At 44.7% G+C, this 18,855-nt stretch carries 17 protein-coding genes and 1 pseudogene; 12 read left to right on the top strand and 6 right to left on the bottom strand.

Features of this window, described 5'->3' with window-relative positions:
- The first annotated feature begins 18 nt into the window (after window positions 1–18).
- Window positions 19–753, top strand: a complete 735-nt coding sequence (locus PBN151_RS02505; protein ID WP_072727502.1) for a MerR family transcriptional regulator — start codon at window positions 19–21, stop codon at window positions 751–753.
- A gap of 211 nt (window positions 754–964) precedes the next feature.
- On the opposite strand, the gene PBN151_RS02500 is transcribed toward PBN151_RS02505, so the two are convergent.
- Window positions 965–1,597, bottom strand: coding sequence for an endonuclease/exonuclease/phosphatase family protein (locus PBN151_RS02500; protein ID WP_072727501.1), 633 nt, complete (start codon window positions 1,595–1,597; stop codon window positions 965–967).
- Window positions 1,598–2,064: 467 nt separating this feature from the next.
- On the opposite strand from PBN151_RS02500, the gene PBN151_RS02495 reads away from it, so the two are divergent.
- Genes PBN151_RS02495 through PBN151_RS02480 form a run of 4 tightly spaced genes read left to right on the top strand, consistent with a single transcriptional unit; the run spans window position 2,065 to window position 5,933 of the window.
- Window positions 2,065–3,078, top strand: coding sequence for a siderophore ABC transporter substrate-binding protein (locus tag PBN151_RS02495; RefSeq protein WP_072727500.1), 1,014 nt, complete (start codon window positions 2,065–2,067; stop codon window positions 3,076–3,078).
- 34 nt (window positions 3,079–3,112) lie between these two features.
- On the top strand, window positions 3,113–4,123 hold the full coding sequence (locus PBN151_RS02490; RefSeq protein ID WP_370510394.1) for an ABC transporter permease: 1,011 nt from the start codon (window positions 3,113–3,115) through the stop codon (window positions 4,121–4,123).
- Complete coding sequence (locus PBN151_RS02485; protein ID WP_072727499.1) at window positions 4,120–5,184, top strand: iron chelate uptake ABC transporter family permease subunit; 1,065 nt, start codon at window positions 4,120–4,122, stop codon at window positions 5,182–5,184. Before PBN151_RS02490 ends, PBN151_RS02485 begins: the two co-directional genes overlap by 4 nt.
- Window positions 5,181–5,933, top strand: coding sequence for an iron ABC transporter ATP-binding protein (locus PBN151_RS02480; protein ID WP_021254779.1), 753 nt, complete (start codon window positions 5,181–5,183; stop codon window positions 5,931–5,933). Before PBN151_RS02485 ends, PBN151_RS02480 begins: the two co-directional genes overlap by 4 nt.
- 13 nt (window positions 5,934–5,946) lie before the next feature.
- Here PBN151_RS02480 and PBN151_RS32620 read toward each other — a convergent pair.
- Window positions 5,947–6,294, bottom strand: a pseudogene (locus PBN151_RS32620) (transposase); the annotation flags it as partial.
- A 595-nt stretch (window positions 6,295–6,889) separates the two neighbouring features.
- Between PBN151_RS32620 and PBN151_RS02475 the strand changes: the two are divergent.
- A complete protein-coding gene (locus tag PBN151_RS02475) occupies window positions 6,890–8,353 on the top strand; it encodes a PAS domain S-box protein (protein WP_072727498.1) in 1,464 nt (487 codons plus the stop codon).
- Between the two features lie 135 nt (window positions 8,354–8,488).
- Window positions 8,489–8,854, top strand: coding sequence for a YybH family protein (locus tag PBN151_RS02470; RefSeq protein WP_021254776.1), 366 nt, complete (start codon window positions 8,489–8,491; stop codon window positions 8,852–8,854).
- A 68-nt stretch (window positions 8,855–8,922) separates the two neighbouring features.
- Here the strand turns inward: PBN151_RS02470 and pepV are convergent, their stop codons facing one another.
- Window positions 8,923–10,353, bottom strand: coding sequence for a dipeptidase PepV (gene pepV, locus PBN151_RS02465; protein WP_072727497.1), 1,431 nt, complete (start codon window positions 10,351–10,353; stop codon window positions 8,923–8,925).
- Between the two features lie 572 nt (window positions 10,354–10,925).
- Here pepV and PBN151_RS02460 point away from each other — a divergent pair.
- Entirely contained in the window at window positions 10,926–11,957 is a 1,032-nt protein-coding gene (locus PBN151_RS02460; RefSeq protein ID WP_072727496.1) for a polysaccharide biosynthesis protein, read from the top strand.
- 78 nt (window positions 11,958–12,035) lie between these two features.
- Here PBN151_RS02460 and PBN151_RS02455 read toward each other — a convergent pair whose 3' ends face one another.
- The 3 genes from PBN151_RS02455 to PBN151_RS02445 form a co-directional block, all read right to left on the bottom strand.
- Window positions 12,036–12,614 (bottom strand): thymidine kinase, encoded by a 579-nt coding sequence (locus PBN151_RS02455; protein WP_021254773.1) that lies wholly within the window; start codon window positions 12,612–12,614, stop codon window positions 12,036–12,038.
- Between the two features lie 90 nt (window positions 12,615–12,704).
- Entirely contained in the window at window positions 12,705–13,979 is a 1,275-nt protein-coding gene (locus PBN151_RS32470) for an NUDIX hydrolase N-terminal domain-containing protein (protein ID WP_072727495.1), read from the bottom strand.
- Between the two features lie 22 nt (window positions 13,980–14,001).
- On the bottom strand, window positions 14,002–14,760 hold the full coding sequence (locus tag PBN151_RS02445; protein WP_072727494.1) for a DeoR/GlpR family DNA-binding transcription regulator: 759 nt from the start codon (window positions 14,758–14,760) through the stop codon (window positions 14,002–14,004).
- 244 nt (window positions 14,761–15,004) lie between these two features.
- Here PBN151_RS02445 and PBN151_RS02440 point away from each other — a divergent pair, with 244 nt between their 5' ends.
- The 4 genes from PBN151_RS02440 to PBN151_RS02425 all read left to right on the top strand — a co-directional run bounded on the left by PBN151_RS02440 (window position 15,005) and on the right by PBN151_RS02425 (window position 18,838).
- Window positions 15,005–15,610 carry a TetR/AcrR family transcriptional regulator gene (locus tag PBN151_RS02440; RefSeq protein ID WP_072727493.1) on the top strand — a complete coding sequence of 202 codons (606 nt, stop codon included), beginning with the start codon at window positions 15,005–15,007 and terminating at the stop codon, window positions 15,608–15,610.
- Between the two features lie 128 nt (window positions 15,611–15,738).
- Window positions 15,739–16,368, top strand: a complete 630-nt coding sequence (locus PBN151_RS02435; protein ID WP_072727492.1) for an HXXEE domain-containing protein — start codon at window positions 15,739–15,741, stop codon at window positions 16,366–16,368.
- A gap of 26 nt (window positions 16,369–16,394) precedes the next feature.
- Complete coding sequence (locus PBN151_RS02430) at window positions 16,395–17,108, top strand: methyltransferase domain-containing protein (protein ID WP_175560585.1); 714 nt, start codon at window positions 16,395–16,397, stop codon at window positions 17,106–17,108.
- A 287-nt stretch (window positions 17,109–17,395) separates the two neighbouring features.
- Window positions 17,396–18,838 (top strand): stalk domain-containing protein, encoded by a 1,443-nt coding sequence (locus PBN151_RS02425; protein WP_072727491.1) that lies wholly within the window; start codon window positions 17,396–17,398, stop codon window positions 18,836–18,838.
- Window positions 18,839–18,855: the final 17 nt, after the last annotated feature.

Here is an 18,855-nt window from a genome sequence, read left to right as displayed (position 1 = left end):
CAGAAACGAGGCCTACTCATGACAACCGACATGCTGACAATTGGGCAGCTGGCTGCTCGTACCGGAGTTTCCGATCGAACGCTTAGATATTATGACAAGCTTGGGCTGTTAACACCGAGTGATTACAAAGAAGGTGGACATAGACTGTACAATGCAGATGATCTCAGCCGCTTGCAGCAAATTCAGGCGCTGAAGTTCATCGGTTTTTCCCTTAAAGACATTGCCGATTTATTGGACATGCAGCAGGCAGAACAAGCGCATATTCGCAGCGTGATTGCGTTCAAGAAAAAGGAGCTTATAGCGGAGCAGGAGCGGATTCAGCTCATGATAGATCAATTGGATCATATGGGGACGATCATTTCGAATCATCCTATCATTGATTTGCGGTTGTTCTGCTTCATCGTGCATTCGATTCTATGGGAAGAAGAGCACATAGAGTCGCACAACCTAGAGGGCAATCTGATCTATAATTTTCGCAATGAAGAACGGGCAGAACTGGATCGAAAGTATTTTGCATTGCTCACGGAATTGAAACAGCTGGTTGCAAGCCAGGTAAGTCCAGATTCGGGGGAAGCACAGCGTTTCATGAAGCGATTTATGGAGCTGTACGAGTATACCGTTGCGAAAATAAGCCCTGCATCGGTGGCGCAGGCAGATGCACCAACGGATCAATCAAACATCCTCATTCCATTTACAGAGGAAGAACAGGTATTTCTAATCGAAGCATTCCAAGTGATGTCTTGTACGCAATAGAGGTAATGGATACATTAGGCTTGGCGGCGAACTGGATCTTTGCAACAAACGCTTTAAGAGAACGCAGGGATATTTCCATTCCTATGGAGCCCCGGGATTGTCACTCATCGGGCCTATCGTTAAATGGGGCTGCTCTCAATGAGATTCTATCTCTGGAGCAGCCTCTTGTTGTTCGGTGGATGAGCGATATGAATCATATAAAGGTTCGGTGCTATAGCAGCAGCTTGGCTGCAATCGGATAATGATCCGATGCAAGTGAAGAATGAATAACCGTTCTATCTTCGATATTTCCCGATTGATGATTGACGAATATGTAATCGAGCGTCTCGACAGCATTGCCTGCAGGGAAGGCGAAGGCATCATGCTGATCTGCGAAAGCGCTGCAGAATGCTGGAGACATGCTAGCAACTTCAACAGAGTCTGGATGTGCATTGAAATCTCCCGTAATGATGCACGGTTCCATTGTATGGCTCGCGACGATGTTGATTATCTCCTTCACTTGTTCGACCCGTTCCGATTGTGCTAATCCCAAATGTGTAGTGTAGAAATGTAGATTTATTCCGTCTACATCAAGAACAGCTGCAAGCAGACCGCGCTGTTCACTCTCATCGCTGCTGAGTGGGTAATGCTGATGTGAAAGGATCTGTTCAGCGAGCACCGCGATGGTATCCTCGTAATTACTTCGAGCTGAATAATAACGGTCGACCTCTTGCAAACCGATGATGTCTGCTCCAGACGCACGAATCACTTCCACGATGCGGTTCGCAGCATACATGTGATCCATTCCTTCACCATGTCGTATGTTGTACGACATGACCGACAACGCAATCTGCGATGTGGACATGATCTCACCCCTTAATTACGCCAATCATGACGACTCTTTGATAAATTACTTTTGCAAAAACGAATATAACACACAGGCAGGCGGCAGCAATCGTTATCGCTAGATTAATAACAGCTTCTATAATCATATAAGAAATTCCCTTGGCAGTGTTATGATTTGTCCCTTATTGGTCATAGCTTTTTCGTGGGACAATCTTCTGTGATTAACTGGGCTTATATAGCCTGGTGTTCCATAAATTTATGTAAGCTGGCAATAAATAATTGACAATATATTTTGAATTGATATACTAAGTATAGTGTTGCAATTGATAATCATTATCGATACTGTTTTTATATTGTCGCTGTGCACCATAGTGAAATAGAGATAATCATAATTTAAGTCACGCATAAAAACATACATAGATAATAATTTCATCAATTCAATAATCCGTTTGACTATTAAGATTATATAAGGGGAGAGTATGGAAAATGGGAAAATTTAAAGTAACTGTTTTTTTAGCAATTTTTGTTGTAATGTTGGCAGCTTGCTCAACTTCAAGTAATGGAAATGGAAAAACGGAAACAACTGGGCAAGAAAACCAAGCTGCTAAAGCTTCAACGGTTGAAATTACTGATGCTCATGGAAAGGTTACTGTTCCTGTAAACCCTAAAAATGTAATTGCTCTGGATAGCAGAACTTTTGAAACTTTGGCTGATTGGAACATTAAATTAGCAGCTGCTCCAAAGGATGTAATGCCTAAGGAATCACCGTATGTAAAAGATGAAGCAGTTCAAAACATTGGGAATCACCGTGAACCAAATCTTGAAATTATCGCTGCTGCAAACCCTGAACTTGTCATTGTCGGTCAACGATTTGCTAACCATTATGAATCGATTAAAAAATTAGTGCCGAATGCAGTCGTTATTGATCTGAATTTTGATGTTTCTGAGAAAGCTGATAAGCCTGGGGATAACTTAGTAAAAGGACTTAAGGATTCCACAATTATTTTAGGACAAATTTTTGATAAAAATGAAGAAGCTAAACAATTGGTAGCTGATTTTGATAAATCTATCGAAGACGCTAAGTCTGCCTATAACGGAACGGCTACAGTTATGGGTGTTGAAGTTTCTGGTGGGAATATTGGCTTTTCAGCTCCACGTTTTGGACGTGTTTGGGGACCTATGTTTGAAATGTTTGGATGGAAACCAGCTTTAGAAATTGCAAATGCTACATCAGGTCATAAAGGTGATGAGATTTCTGTTGAAGCTATTGCAAAAAGTAATCCGGATTGGATTTTCGTACTAGATCGTGATGCTGCAATATCTTCTGAAAGTGAAGCTGTTCCCGCAAAAGATGTGATTAATAATTCACCTGCTCTTCAAAAAGTAACTGCTGTTTCTAAAGGACAGATTATATTTGCACCAAATGACACTTATACAAATGAATCAATCCAAACTTTCATTGAGATCTTTAAAAACATGGCAAGTACTTTAGCTAAGTAGTCTAAAGGAGCATAACATCGTGCTGAAAAAGACAATACAAAAAATTTCTGGGGTTGAGAATAATTCTCAACCCCGGCTTTATAACCATAACAAGTTATGGACAAAACCCTTTATATTTGCGATTATCGTTGTTATTATTTTAGGAATTATATCTCTATTTACCGGAGTTTATGATATACGCGGACAAGAGGATGGAATGGAGATGTTTTTCATTACTCGTGTTCCAAGAACAGCGGCATTAATGCTTACTGGGGCTGCCATGGCCATGGCAGGACTCGTTATGCAACTTATTACACAGAATCGTTTAGTTGAGCCTACCACAACAGGAACTATTGAATGGGCGGGTTTGGGACTTCTTGTTGTCTACTTATTATTTCCTGCACCAACGTTAGTTCTAAGAATGACTGGTGCAATTGTTTTTTCTTTTATAGGAACTATGATTTTCTTTTTATTTTTAAGAAGAGTGAAACTTCGTTCGTCTTTAATTGTCCCAATTATTGGGTTGATGCTTGGAGCTGTCATTTCTGCAGTTTCCACTTTTATTGGACTCCTTTTTCAAAGTACGCAAAGTATTGAATCTTGGTTTGTAGGCTCTTTTGCGGCAGTCCAAATTGGAAGATATGAATATTTATGGATCATTGTTGTCGTTACGTTTCTTATTTTTATGTATGCGAATAGACTGACTTTAGCTGGACTAGGGGAAGATGTTGCAACAAGTCTTGGAGTCAATTACAATAGAGTCGTTCTTTTGGGTACGGGTCTTATTTCTTTAGCAGTTGGAATTGTTGCAGCAGTTATCGGAAACTTACCTTTTTTAGGATTAATTGTCCCCAATATTGTTTCCATGTTTAGGGGAGACGATCTTAGAAGTAATTTGCCTTGGGTATGTGTGATAGGAATGGGTACAATAACGGTTTGTGACATCATTTCTCGAACAATTATCATGCCTTTTGAAGTACCTGTATCTTTAATACTCGGAATAATGGGTGCAGTCGTATTTATTGCTATTTTGTTGAGACAAAGAAAACCAAGGAGGCTAAGATGAACGCATTGGAATATAGAAATAACGACAATGTCGTTATCGATTCTAGCCTTCATAATAAAAATAGATCAGCTAGAGCTTTTCGTTCTAAGCAAGAAGAAAAACGTTATTGGATATTGCTCATAACATTACTTGTTTTGGGCCTCCTTTCTTCATATGGACTTTTAGTTTATAACAATCCAGTTCCGATAGATTCACCTTCTTTTATCCCAGTTGCTAAAAGAAGGATGGTAGCTCTTGTTGCCATGATTATTGCTGCCATTTGTCAGAGTTTATCCACTGTTGCTTTTCAATCGATTACGAATAATAGAATTATTACCCCTTCACTTTTAGGCTTTGAATCACTATACTCAACCATACATACGAGCACCATATTTTTCTTTGGTGTTGGTGCATTGGTGAATTTTACTGGTATTGTACCTTTTATCATTCAAGTTATTGTTATGGTCATGATGAGTTTGATCCTTTATGGGTGGTTGCTGTCTGGAAAGTACGGGAACTTGCAGCTTATGCTTTTGGTTGGAATTATTATCGGGACTGGGCTAAGATCTGTGTCTTCTTTTATGAGAAGACTTCTTTCGCCTTCTGAGTTTGATATTTTACAGGCTAGATTGTTTGGTTCTGTTAATCATGCAGACGCTGCCTATTTTCCTATTGTAATTCCTATAGTAATCATTGTAGCAATGTTAATTCTTGCTCATTCTAAGAATCTAAATGTATTGTCACTTGGAAAGGATGTCTCTACTTCTTTTGGAGTTAAGCATCAATCGAGTATCATTTATACCCTTATATTAGTTTCTATTTTGATGTCAATTTCAACGGCTTTGATTGGACCACTTACTTTCTATGGATTTTTAGTTGCAACTTTGACTTATCAAGCAGCGCCAACCTATGATCATAGATATGTTTTTCCAATGTCTCTTGCTATAGGGTTTTTGATAATAACCGGTGCATACTTCTTAATGTATCATGTATTCAATGCCCAAGGCGTCGTTTCCGTTATTATTGAATTATTTGGTGGAATCATATTCTTAATTGCAGTTTTAAGGAAGAGGGCTCTATGATAAAGATTGATAATGTTAGAAAATTGTATTCGGACAAGGTGAAAATAGGGCCTTTGAATATTGAAATACCAAAAGCGGGTCTCACTTCATTAATTGGACCAAATGGTGCTGGAAAGTCTACGACACTGTTGATGATTGGAAGACTTTTGGATTTGGATGAAGGCCAAATTAAGGTAGCAAATATGGATGTTACTGAATCTAAATCAAAAGACTTAGCAAAGATTTTAACGATTTTGCGTCAAGAAAATCATTTTGTAACGAGGCTTACGATTAGACAACTAGTTGGATTTGGACGTTTTCCTTATTCCAAGGGAAGATTAACGAAAGAGGATGAGGCTATTATTTCTAAATATATCGATTTTTTAGGATTGACTGATCTAGAAAATAGATATTTAGATGAGCTTTCTGGTGGTCAAAGGCAGCGGGCATATGTAGCAATGGTTCTGTGCCAAGAGACTGAATATGTACTTTTGGACGAGCCGCTGAACAATCTTGATGTTGCTCGTTCTGTTCAAATGATGGAGCATTTGAGGCTTGCTGCTAATGAATTTGGAAGAACAATTCTGACTGTTATGCATGATATTAATTTTGCAGCCAAATATTCTGATCGAATTTGTGCAATGAAGGATGGACAAATTGCCGCTTTTGGAACAGTAGAAGAGGTTATGGATCCAGAGGTTTTGACAGATATTTTTGAAACGAAAATAGAAATTATTGATGGTCCCTATGGGCCAATTGCGGTTTATTAGTTAGACGGGATTGTCAAGCAATGTGCGACAGCTCATTCATGAAAGCTTCGTTAGCAGGTATCCAACCTAGACATTTACAAGGGCGATTGCCGTTCTCATTGAAGCCATGGATCTGCAAAGTAAACTTTTAGGGATGAACGGTCTCAAGCTTGGCATAACAAGAAACCCTTCCCTACGATCCACAGTAACAGTTTGAAAGGCAGCCTGAGGATATTGACTTGGCTGCCACCATCTAGGCGGTGCGATCAGGTATTTTCAAGGCCATGAAGTGACGAGTCTTGCGCTAAATGAAAGCGTCTACACAGGCCTTATTTTTGCCACGGCTGGAGACAACGGTGTCCAACTCCCAGTGACCGAAGGTTTATCGCTTGCAAGCTCAGGAGTATATTTGCTGACGGGAACACAGGATGCCCTGCTGTAACGATAAGCTTGTTGAGCTGACTGTGCTTCGCATCTCTGTTCTAAGCTGCCGCACTCGACTTCTTGTGCAGAGCTTCTAATTTACTACGTTCAATTATGCTAAGATGGGTGTAGCTCATGTTTGTTCTTCTGTATGAATGGGTGTATGATAACTCCCATTTTACACGAAACTGACATGAGCCTTTTTAATTGTTGCACTCAAAACGAAATACGACCTGTTGGAGCCGTAACAAAAGTTAAGCCACACTTAAGGGATGATTCCTGTATCGTTCAGGGGTCATCCTTTTTTACGCCTTTGGTTCTTGCGCAAGTCGCTAGTCCCTTGATTCCGTCCTTCTCGTAGGCTATCTTCCAACAATCTGCGCACTGATCCACTCGCTTTATGGGTACCAGTTTATATTGATGCAGGTGAGCCGGTACCTCTTTGCGCCGATTGTGGGAATTTGGCAAGATTTTAATTGATGATGATAGGAAGAGCGATTTATAATGATAAATGGGTAAATGTGGGTTTGTGATGAATTGGAGGGGAGATTTACATGCATTTGGAGCAAATTGATATGTTCGATTTAGCTTTTAACAATGCATCGATCGGGATGGCGATCGTCTCGCTGGAAGGACGATTTATGAATGCAAATCAAGCCTTATGCGATATGATCGGCTATACAGAAAGTGAATTGCTCTCTCTGGACTATCAGCATATTACCCATCCAGACGATCTGGAAGAGAGTATCCTACATATTCAGCAGCTGCTGGACAGACAGATTTCGTCTTTTCATATTGAGAAACGTTACATAGGCAAGTTAGGAGAAGTGATATGGATGCTGCTTACCGTATCGCTTGTCCTGGATAAGAGCGGCAAGCCGCTTTTCTTTTTTTCTCAATTTCAAAATATTACGGTATGCAAACAGACAGAACGAGTGCATCTGCAGACGGAAGCGATCCTGAGGGAGAAGGAGGATTCCTTCCAATCGTTATTGGAAATGCTGCCCCTCGCTGTCATCGTGACGCATAATGGAATTATACATTATATGAACCGTGCCTCGATTAATTTAATTTGTGCGGATGAAGCAGTCGGCATTCTTGGCAAGCCAGTGCTTGATATTGTTGAGCCTACGAATCACAACCTTGTGTATGAGCGAAGACGCAAGTATCGGGAGGGTATTAAGCTCGGGCCAGTAAAATATGATATCCGATGTGCAAACGGAGAGATGAAGCGGGTTGAAGGTTTCTCGCTGCCCACGACATTTCATGGGGAGAAGGCGACTATAGGGGTCTATCAAGATATAACCGATCGGAGCAAGGAAGAGGAGCGAATGCTGCAGTCCGAGAAGTTGTCCATCGTGGGGCAGCTTGCTGCCGGCATTGCGCATGAAATTCGGAATCCACTGACGTCGATTAACGGCTTCCTGAAGCTGATGCGTACGATGAAGACAGATAAGGAGCAGTATTTCGATATCGTGGAATCCGAGCTGAAGAGCATCGAAGTAATTGCCAATGAGCTGCTCATTCTCGCGAAGCCAAATGTGGTCAATAGTCGAAGGACAGATCTGATCCATCTCATGGAACAAATCATCGCCTTTATGAGTGTGCAATCCACTTTGAAGAACAGCAATATTGTAACCGATTTATCGGAAGAGGCGCTTTGGGTGGATTGTGAACCGAATCAGATTAAGCAGGTGTTCATTAATTTGATCAAAAACGCAATCGAAGCGATGTCAGGGGGAGGCAGCATTTATGTACGAGCCAAGCTGGAGGGCGACTATGCGGCTATATCCATACAGGATGAAGGCTGTGGGATTCCAGCAGATAAAGTGAGCAGACTGGGTCAGCCTTTCTATACGACGAAGGATACGGGGACAGGGCTAGGACTGATGGTGAGCTACAATATTATTGATAAGCATGGCGGCTCCATTGAGGTGGATAGTGTGATTGGTGTAGGAACCACATTCATCATTCGATTACCGCTTGTCCAAGTCAAGGATGGGGAAGACGCTGTGTAACAGCTCAGCTTATCTGACTATTTCGTTCCATTCGTATACGGTGGTGAACCCCTTCCATGAAGAATTTTGGATTGATTCCAGCGAGTTGGTTGTTGAAAATAATGGGATAAGATGAATGGGGAGGGGAACAGTTCAATGGGCTATAAGCAAGCATTGGAACGTTACATCGAAGCGACAAATACGCATCAATTCACAAATGTGCAAGCATGTTTGGATGATGGTGCAGTGTACTGGTTCTCGGATCGTACCTGCTCAACGATGGCTGAGATTAGGGCGTATTTCGAACATGCGTGGGACGTGATTCAGGATGAAGTCTATTGTGCGACAGATGTGGAGTGGATCGCCGTGGACGGACAGACGGCTGTCTGTTTGTACACGTATCAGTGGAGCGGCCTTTATCAAGGGAAGCAGGCAGCAGGGAGCGGAAGAGCGACCAATGTGTTCAAGCAAACCAGTGGCGAATGGAAGCTTGTGCATGAACATTTGAGTGCACTGAAATAAGAATGTCTTTTACGTAGAAAAGGTGTCATCCGCTGATGGTATTCAGCAGGATGACACCTCTGTTATTGTTATGCGTCCAAGTTCGCCAATTCATAAATGGCGCGGGCATAAATCGCAGTTGCTTTCAACAAATCCTCGATCTCGATGTATTCGTCTACGCGGTGAGCCATCTCTTCTCTTCCTGGGAATAAGGCGCCGAATGCGACTCCATATTCCATGAATGCAGCGTATGTACCGCCGCCTGTTGTCAGCAAGGTAGGCTCAAGCTGTGTTTCCTCCGCATAAATCTTCTGCAGCACCTTGATCATTGGATGCTCTGCATCGACATGATGCGGCTCCTTCAAGTCAGGCTCCTCTACGAGGAAGCCGAATGCATCCATCTTCGCTGCCAATGTATCCAGAATCGTCGGTAGATCCTGTGTGACTGGGAAGCGAATGTTCAGATGGAAGAATGGCTGCTTGTCCGCTCCGAATTCGAAAATACCTGCATTGACGGTTAATGGCCCTGTAATGTCATCCTCATACGCAATGCCCAGCTTGCTGCCCAAGTGATCGTCCGTCAAATAAGCATCGACGCAGCGAATGTAGCGGTCAGCATCGGCTTGGAAGGAGTACGAACGCAAAAATCCGAACAGCTTCAGTGCAGCATTGATGCCTTGATGAGGCTCCATGCCATGGGCGGATTTCCCTTTGAGGCTGAGCGTCATTTGATTGCCATTCACTTCGGATGAACCTTTCAATTGCTGCTCTGTGTAATAGCTCTCGAACTTGGCTGCCAATTCTGTAAGAGCAGTTGATTCGCCAGAGATCGTTGCTGTTGCAGATTCCGGCACCATATTCTCAACACCGCCGCCATGGAAGGATACGAGCTCTAGCTGCCCCTCTTGACGCCCGGAAGCAGAATCGTCTGGCTTCAGCAGGAAGCGGGTATTGATTTGACCCTTCTCCGCATGTGTAATGGGGAAGTCGGCATCTGGAGCGAAGCCGTATAGCGGCATTTTCTCACGCTTCGTATAGGTCTTCATGCATTCCATCCCGCTCTCTTCATCTGCACCGAAGATAACGCGCACATTGTGCTTCAATGGCAAGCCGAGTTCTTTCACAATCTTTAAGCCGTAATAAGCTGCAAGTGTAGGCCCTTTATCATCAATGGCGCCACGCGCGAACAGCTTGCCCTCACGAATGTCAGGGGAGAATGGCGGGGTTGTCCAATGTCCGGTTGCAGGGACGACGTCAACATGGCATAGTGCTGCGACATATTCGCCACTCGTCGATTCGCCATATTCGGCGTAGCCTACATATCCGTCCAGGTTCGTTACACGGTATCCGTCGCGACGGGACATGTCCAGCACATAATCAAGCGCGCGAGCTACATTTTGCCCCATAGGCTTGCCAGGTTCGCTCGTGCTGGCATCCTTCACACTTTCGATGCTGAGCAATCCCTTCAGATCCTGCAGCAGATCGTCCTTGCGCTTTAATACTTCTTCCATCCAGTTCATCAAGCCGCACTCCTTTTGTATTGAAAATTGAACATGTGTTAATAGTGGTCGTGTATATGCGACGCTCATCCATGAACATATGATTGCCGCCTTGGCATAATTATAACAGGTGAAGTCCAGTAACAACATACAGGGAGCTGGCGAATCGCAGAGATTGTAGGGTGCAGTATCCCCCAGAATATGTTCACGGGTGTTTATATAGGTGCTGAGGGCTCTGTGGTGGATGGGCGAATATCGAAGTCCAGCCGTCCTTCCAGACTATCGTTCAGCTCAACCAGTAGCGCTGCTGTTTGTACAGATATCACGCAAGATCCGCTCGATTTATCTCTCACTTTAAGGGATAGAGGTAGAGGCGGCGAACCGTTATATGGAATGGATCGATCACATGTCGACTATTGTGCGTCAAGTGAAGCAGTGGGATAAGAACAGTGTTCAATCGGTGCGAGGGGTAAGGCGGCCTATTTTCGATGCCTACCTATCGTTTGTCCAAACCCTTCTATCTATGGGTGCATTTTATAAGTAGTATAATCTTCATTTTGCACCAGCAACCTATATCTATAGGAGGGAACGGCGTGTTAGCTAATGCTACGATTCTAGTAACAGGCGGAACCGGTTCATTGGGCTACGCCCTCGTTGAACAATTATTGCTGCATCGTCCTGCTCGAATTATCGTATATTCGCGCAATGAGACGAGCCAGTTCATTATGAGCCGCAAGTTTGAGGATGCAAGACTGGCGTTCTGGATTGGCGATGTGCGCGATCAAGACTCCCTCCATCAGGCATGCCAAGGGGTCGATTATATCTTCCATCTCGCTGCGCTCACACATGTATCCTTTTGTGAGGAGCACCCGCAAGAAGCGTTGAAGACGAATGTGGTTGGCACACAATATGTGATTGAGGCCGCTATTGCGAATCAGGTTAAGGCAGTTATATTTGCATCGACGGATCAAGCCGTGGAGCCTACGAGCTGCTATGGAATGACGAAGGCGATGGGTGAGAATGTAATAATAAACGCCAACATCGTGAGCGAATCCACGAGATTTATCGCTGTTCGCAGCAGCAATGTTCTAGGAACACACGGGAGTGTACCTCATGTACTGCTGGATCAGATCAAGAATAAGAAGCTTGTTAGTATGATGGATCGGGGGAAGACCTGTTTCTTCACGCCGATGGAGCAGGCCGTCGCCTTATTGCTGAAGGCGCTGCAATCTGGAATTGGCGGCGAGCTGTACACGACGAAGATACCGTCATGCGCTCTAGTGCATATGGCTGAGGTATTTATAGAAATGTGTGGCGGGGGAGATGTACGGCTTATTTTTACAGGTTCAGCGTCGAGTGGCAAAGGGAAGATTCATGATATTCTCATCTCGGAAAGTGAGAGCCGACATACCGTGAAGGCGGATGATTCTTATTTGATCGTTCTTCCTCTATTAGGCTTGCCGAGACTGCATGAGCATTATGCGTCGTATCCTTCTATGGCTGTGGGGGAATACACATCTGCAGAGGGGGCAATGACGAAGGAAGAGATACGTGAATTGCTGTTCGATAGCGGATTGTTGTATGAGGTGCACGTATCCAAGCAAGCTCAAGGCTCGCGGGACTAATCAAGCGACATGGAAGGTTTTTTATGTATAGCACGAGAACGCCCCTGAAGCATGTGGCTTCAAGGGCGTTATAAGTTTCTAGGATTGCAATGGCGGATTTTTATGGCACTTCCGGCATACCGGATAGTACGTATCGTTACCGCCGATTACGATTTGCTCTCCCGTATAGAGAGGACGGTTATTGGCGTCAACACGCAGATTCATCGTTGCTTTGCGTTCACAGAACCAGCATATCGTTTTCATTTCCTCTATTTTATCCGCATACAGCAGCATATAACGGCTGCCCTCAAATAGCTCATTTCGGAAGTCATTCTTCAATCCGAAGCCCATAACAGGAATATCGAGTTCATCGACGATGCGGGTAAGCTGCATAATTTGAGCATGATCCAAAAATTGGACTTCATCAATCAGCACGCAGGAAATGGGTCCTTCATGATGCTGTACGATCTCAAATAAATCAGTGTCTTCATGGATCGAAATTGCCTTGCGGCGCAGACCAATGCGAGAAGATATATAACCGCTCTCGTCCCGATCATCTACAGCAGGGGTGAAGATCAATACGGACTTCTCCTGCTCTTCATAATTATGGGCAACCTTCAATATTTCAATGGATTTCCCACTATTCATTGCGCCGTATCGAAAATATAACTGAGCCAACTTCGCCACTCCGTTCCATTCTTTGTTGATGAGATTATAGAATAGCATAGGAAGCGTCTCAGGTACAGGAACAGAGAATGGATATGCTGCTTAGTCCAGGATTACGGATTGTTCGGGATGATGGTACAACTGGAACATTAAGCGCAGCTGCGCTTCCGTATTGCGTTCAGCCGACAATGTCGGCAGCGCATGTTCGGGGAAGAAGCCTACCTCGCTCGTTTCTGTGCCGCTGGCAGCCTCCCCTCCGATAATGTCACACAGGATGAATAATTTATACACATGAAACGGTTCAGGCGGGTGCTGGTGGAACCGCTTATCTAGCACGGCAAGCAGTCGGATGGCTCTTGCTTGGAAGCCGGATTCCTCTTGGATTTCCTTCACAACAACCTCAGATGGAGAGAAGCCGATATCTGCCCATCCGCCGGGAAGAGACCATGCTCCATCGGCCTTTTCCTTGACGAGCAGAAGCTCTCCATCACGGAAGATGACACCCCGGACATCTACCTTCGGCGTTGCGTAACCTGTATCGCTTGCGAAGGATAGCCGGATTTGTTCCTTATCTGCTTCAGTGCAGTTAGCCATCATATCGATACTAATGTCGCGCAATTCTTCATACCGCTCGCGGTCGTAAGCGTTTTCTGTGTACGTTAAGCCGATCTGTGCGAGAGCTTGTATCCGCTTGGCCCAATGCAGCTGTCTCCAATCGAGAGCTGGGTTTTCTACCGACTGTTCGATCAGTTCGATAAGCTCTGCCGGCTTCGAGTAGATGTCATGTGGAGCTGTCTCGAATGTGGCCGACTGAACAGTATCGAACCATTTAGCTCCTATCGTATGCACGTTAGCGGCAAGGCCGGCTTGAATATCAGCGTTGCTGTCACCGATCCAAATCGCTTCGTCGGCGCGAATATGTAATGCGTCCAGCGCCGCGTGAATGCCTTCAGGATCGGGCTTCGGCCTCGTTACTTCATCGCCTGTGATGGCGATATCCACATACTTAGTCAAGCCGAGCGCTTCACTGGAAATCTCATACGCTCGCCGCCCTTTGCCTGTAATAATGCCGATCGATATGCCATGCTCCTTCAAATGCTGCAGCATCTGAATAATTGCTGGTGAAGCATGTACAAGGCTGGGATGCCAATTGCGGTACATTTCAAAATATTCTTCGATGGCGGAAGGCAATAGACCTCTATATTTCATATTTGCAGTCAATATGCCTTCTTCCGTCGGGCCGAACATCGCAATAATTTGCTCCTTCGATACCATTCGATTGTCATATCGTTTGAATATTTCTTGAAACACATGAAGTGTTAATGGAAGGGTATCAGCTAGTGTCCCGTCAAAGTCAAACAAAACGGCTCGTATCATTGCATTCATCCTCCTTGATGGGTTAAGAGATTATGATCACTTGCACATGATTGGCCTTCATCGCATTGGCTAGCTCAGGCGACAGTGGCTGGTTCGTAATGAGAATATCGATGTCGGACAAGGATAGCCCCCGATAGTAATGGGTATGTCCGAGCTTCGTATAATCCGCAAGTACGATTGTCTGTCTTGAACGGCTAACAATTTCTCTCTTCATATATATGTCTTCTTCATAATGATAATAAATGCCTGCTTCCGAGATGCCTGCTGCGCCTAAGAACGCCTTATCGAATTGAAAATCACGCAGCTTGCCTAGTGTCGAGTAGCCAGATAAATGTCTTGTCTTCGGCTGCACGATGCCTCCTAATAGATGGGTCTGTATCGTGGCTTGCTCAGCCAAAATACAAGCATTATCAATCGAATGGGTCACGGCGGTTGCGTGAGCAGGCTTTAGATGCGGTATGATGCACTGCACTGTGGTCGATACGTCCAGAAAGATCATGTCGTGATCTTGAACAAGCTTAGCGGCATGGCGTCCGATGCGCATCTTGCCGTCTGGTTCATTATGCAGTCGAGCAGCGTAGGCTTCAATCTTCTGTTCCAGCCGGGGGAGCGTAATTCCTCCATGGGTACGTGTTACGGCACCGCTTTCTGTCAGCTTCACGATGTCACGCCTTGCCGTATCTCTGGAAATGTCGAACATCGCGCAGATTTCTCCGACAGTCATCGTGTCTTGCTCTTCTAAATGCGTTAATATGCGCAGAAGGCGCTCTTCTTGGTACATATTCTCCACCTCATACTTCTGATTTTAAGTATATGTAAGTGATATTTCAAGTACATGTAAGTATTTCGCGCTATTTTATGTGAAAAACGTAGATATGCAACGGGGACACGCATCTGAAGACGCGAATGTGGAACTGGATCAAATTAGGGTTGATTGGATAAAACAGGAGTGGTAGTATATGGTTAAACGATGATTTAAACATTGTTTAAATCACTGTTTAAATTATGTGCGGGAGGGATTAGGAATGAAGCAACCTGATAAGTCGCTAGAGACGAAGGAGAAGATCTTGAATGCGACCCTGGATATGATCAAGGAGGAAGAATTTGAGCAGATTACGATTCGCAAAGTAGCGTCGCGCTCCAACACGAACATCGCACTAATCAACTACTACTTCGGATCGAAGGATGCTCTGATCAATGAGGCGATTAAAATATTGTTATCGGGCTTCCGCAGCTCGTTCAACATTCTTGATGATCGCAGCATAGAGCCTCTGCAACGACTGCGCTTGTTCCTGATTCAATATGTACAGGTCATTCAACAATATCCAGCGATTATCTCACGTACAATTACTGCTGGCTCTGCCATGTTTGCCTCTCAGCAAGAGTATGGACAATTTCTGCAAGCTGTCGGCTTTGACAAAGTTCAGCGTACAATTCAAGAGATTACGCGCGAGGACAATCATGAAGGATTAACAATGATGATGATGCAGCTATTCGGTGCCGTGTTTCTCCCTGTTTTAATGAAGCCTCTGCTTGAATCCGGTACGGGAGTGGCAGTTGCGTCTGTCGAAGCACAGATTGACTTGTTGTTTGCACGCTATTTCCATCGAGATTCAAGATTACAATCATGAATTTTTTGCATTTGCTCGAATGATGCCATTCCTGAAGTAACTCGTTCTTGAACCTAGCAACCTTGCAATGATGATGAAGTCCATTACACATGCAGAGGCTGTGTCCCTGCGAATAGGAGGCAATCGAGATGGATGTTCTCAGAAAGTATTGGCAGGATCTTGGAATGGTTGTTGCTGTCATGGTGTGTATCTATTTGTTGGTAAGAGGAACTGCGATTCCTGACATCACGGTGATGCTGTGGTTGAGCTTCGTGGCAATTCTGGTTCACCAATTCGAAGAATATCGGTGGCCCGGATACTTCGGGGGCTTGTTCAATGCAGTTCTATTCAAGAGCAAGCATCCTCACAATTATCCGCTGAACCCGCATTCGGCTATGATTATTAACCTGATTATTGCCTATGGGTTTTATTTGCTGCCCGTCTTGTTCCCTGAAGTGATATGGCTTGGTCTCGCTCCCATGTTCATGGGGTTCTTTCAATTAATCTGGCATGGTATTTTCGCAAATAGTAAGGCAGGATCTCTCTACAATCCCGGACTCTTCTCTGTGTTAGTCTTGCACATCCCTGTCGGGTGCTGGTATGTTTTTCATATTACAACGACAGGAATTGTCCATACATCTGATTGGATCATTGGGACGGTTTACTTCCTTGCTGCCGTATATGTCTTGATCGTTAAGGGGAATATGTGGCTCAAGAATCCGAACTCCCCATATCGCTTTACGGGCAAACAATTAGGCCCCTATTCCAAGCAGATGTAAATGAATAAAAGGTGGGAGAGATGAAGATGCCAGGGATTGAACAGAGTGACAGAGCTATGAAGCTTGATTTGGAGCGTATCGTATTTATCGGGCGAACCTACGATGAATATATCAGCATGTTCGATTTGAACATCGAAGATCTGCAAGGGAAGCGCATATTAGACTGCCCATCAGGGGCTTGTTCCTTCACCGCAGCGGCAGTTCGTCAGGGGATTGATGTTATGGCATGCGACATCGCATATGAATATGCTGCTGATGATTTGCAGCGGAAGGGAATACAGGATGTAGCGCATGCGATGGAGCAGATGGCGCATGCTGCTGAACAATACGAGTGGGGGTTCTTCGGTGATATCGATGGCTTGCGAGCCCATCGACTGCAAGCATTGCGGGACTGCTCAGTACATCGACGGGAAGAACCGCATCGGTATGTTCATGCGACTCTTCCGTCTCTCCCTTTCGAGGACGGAGAGTTTGATGTGGTTCTCTCCGCACATTTCCTCTTCATGTACGGAGATCGGCTGGATGAAGCGTTTCACCGCAATACGCTCGTTGAGCTGCTTCGTGTAGCGAAGGAGGAAGTACGAATTTTCCCGTTGATTGACTTGGCAGGGAAGCGGCCACCTCAAGTAGACATCGTGATCGAGCAGACCAAGAATCTTGGCTGTGAGGTACAGGAACGTACGGTTCCTTATGAATTCATGCGCGGCGGCAATACAATGCTGTACATCAAGAAGAAGTAGTGACACGATGAACTCGAGATATGGTTCTATCAATGGATTAATGAATAAGGGATTAGGTGTAAATCTGGCAGAGTAAGCGAACTGCAGGCAATGTATGTAGAGTGAACGAAAAACGTGAGAATTCGGAGCAGGCGGCCTTGGGTAATCAGGGCTGCTTTTTTTTGTTTGCGTAAATCCGAAAATTTACAATTCCGAAATATTACTCACGATTCCCGTTAACATTCGTATGTGAAAATACTTCCAGAAGCCTATTGCAATACCTATTGCCATGAGAAAAGGGTGAAGACATGAATCGTAACATGTTAACGGTCATCGCAACGTCGCTCGCACTATCTACGATCATTTCTACTAGTGCTGTTAGCGCAGCGGAAGCAAACAAAGGGCAAGTAAGCATCGCAGCAGTGACGAAGGAAGCAGCAAAAGCATCCAATCTGTCAATCGGGATTGATGGTGTAAGCAGCAATATTCGCACACTGAATGTCAAAGGAACGGTATTGTACTCCGTTCGCGACATCGCCAATATTTTTGGCGCAGATATCCAAGAAAGCAAGAGCGGAATTACACTCGTTGGTGGCAACCCAGCGCAGACGATTACGGTTCGAGTGAACTCGGGCGCTTATGAAGTTGATGGCGCTACGAAGAACTTCTCAGTTGCACCGTTAGAGCAAAAAGGTGTGATCTACGTGGAGCTTAACGCACTTGTTGAAGCACTTGGCGGAGAAGTATCTGGTTCCGGCAGCAAGCTGGATGTTGTTAGTGTGAAGCCTCTCGAGGGAGATTTCAGCTCCCCGCGCATGAACAGCAACGGTGAAGTGATAGCTGCTCGCGAATCTGATGGAACGGTTCAATTGTATAAATGGAATTCTACATACCGGATATACGATGCTTTGACTTCTAACGAGAACGCAGCAAACACAGCAGTATCGCCTGACCTGAAGTGGGGCGTATTTACGAATGAGTCCAGTCAATTGTACTTGATGGATCTGAGCCTTGGAACTGCACAAGCAATTGGTAAAGATACTTCCGTAAAGACCGATCTGACATGGTCCGCAGACGGTAAAAAAGTGTACTTTGTACAAGGGGACAAGCAAGAGAAAATCGCTTACGTGAACGTAGACAGCGGCAAGATTACAAGCGTGTTGGCTGATAAAGTAGAAAATAAGTCGGACATCCGCCTGTCGGCTGATGACAAGACGGTTCTGTACGCAGTTAACATTACAGGCGTAGCGAAAAATGACAAGGATAGCACAGAAGACTCCTTATCCATCGACTTCTCCGGAGCAGGCTCCCAGTTGTTCACACTGGATCTGACTGCGAAGGATGCGAAGCCGGTTCAGTTGACAACTACGTCGGACAACAAGCTGTATCCGAACCTGCTGACAGACGGAAGAGCTGTCTATGTGAGCGGTGATACAGAGGGTAAGGTTGAGAACAGCGTATTGAAGGTTGTTCAAGCGAAGGAGAAGAAGGTATCGGATCTCGTAGCTGATGTAGATGTATCCGTTGCTGTTATTTCTGCGAAGGGCCAATTGATTATCGCTGCAACAGAGAAAGACGGCAAGTCGAGCATCTATGTGGTGAAGGCAGATGGCTCCAAGTCGAAGCTGTATACAACTGAAGGTTCGATTACTGAAGTATTCCCTTCCGCAGACGGTTCTCAAGTTGCGGTTATCGAGGATGGACAAGTGAAATTGGTAGCTAATAATCAAGCGGTTACGTTAACGAAATAAACAGTTCCGAAGGGAGA

The sequence above is a fragment of the Paenibacillus sp. NAIST15-1 genome, from assembly GCF_001894745.1.
Lineage (GTDB): Bacteria > Bacillota > Bacilli > Paenibacillales > Paenibacillaceae > Paenibacillus_B > Paenibacillus_B suaedae.
This window is presented reverse-complemented; position numbering and strand designations above follow the sequence as displayed.

What these genes read in the sequence shown, in the direction of transcription:
- PBN151_RS02505 (WP_072727502.1), top strand. Translation starts at nt 19, where the DNA reads ATGACAACCGACATGCTGACAATTGGGCAGCTGGCTGCTCGTACCGGA.
- PBN151_RS02430 (WP_175560585.1), top strand. Translation starts at nt 16,395, where the DNA reads ATGCCAGGGATTGAACAGAGTGACAGAGCTATGAAGCTTGATTTGGAG.
- PBN151_RS02435 (WP_072727492.1), top strand. Translation starts at nt 15,739, where the DNA reads ATGGATGTTCTCAGAAAGTATTGGCAGGATCTTGGAATGGTTGTTGCT.
- pepV (WP_072727497.1), bottom strand. Translation starts at nt 10,353, where the DNA reads ATGAACTGGATGGAAGAAGTATTAAAGCGCAAGGACGATCTGCTGCAG.
- PBN151_RS02495 (WP_072727500.1), top strand. Translation starts at nt 2,065, where the DNA reads ATGGGAAAATTTAAAGTAACTGTTTTTTTAGCAATTTTTGTTGTAATG.
- PBN151_RS02485 (WP_072727499.1), top strand. Translation starts at nt 4,120, where the DNA reads ATGAACGCATTGGAATATAGAAATAACGACAATGTCGTTATCGATTCT.
- PBN151_RS02480 (WP_021254779.1), top strand. Translation starts at nt 5,181, where the DNA reads ATGATAAAGATTGATAATGTTAGAAAATTGTATTCGGACAAGGTGAAA.
- PBN151_RS02445 (WP_072727494.1), bottom strand. Translation starts at nt 14,760, where the DNA reads ATGTACCAAGAAGAGCGCCTTCTGCGCATATTAACGCATTTAGAAGAG.
- PBN151_RS02425 (WP_072727491.1), top strand. Translation starts at nt 17,396, where the DNA reads ATGAATCGTAACATGTTAACGGTCATCGCAACGTCGCTCGCACTATCT.
- PBN151_RS02440 (WP_072727493.1), top strand. Translation starts at nt 15,005, where the DNA reads ATGAAGCAACCTGATAAGTCGCTAGAGACGAAGGAGAAGATCTTGAAT.
- PBN151_RS32470 (WP_072727495.1), bottom strand. Translation starts at nt 13,979, where the DNA reads ATGATACGAGCCGTTTTGTTTGACTTTGACGGGACACTAGCTGATACC.
- PBN151_RS02500 (WP_072727501.1), bottom strand. Translation starts at nt 1,597, where the DNA reads ATGTCCACATCGCAGATTGCGTTGTCGGTCATGTCGTACAACATACGA.
- PBN151_RS02470 (WP_021254776.1), top strand. Translation starts at nt 8,489, where the DNA reads ATGGGCTATAAGCAAGCATTGGAACGTTACATCGAAGCGACAAATACG.
- PBN151_RS02475 (WP_072727498.1), top strand. Translation starts at nt 6,890, where the DNA reads ATGCATTTGGAGCAAATTGATATGTTCGATTTAGCTTTTAACAATGCA.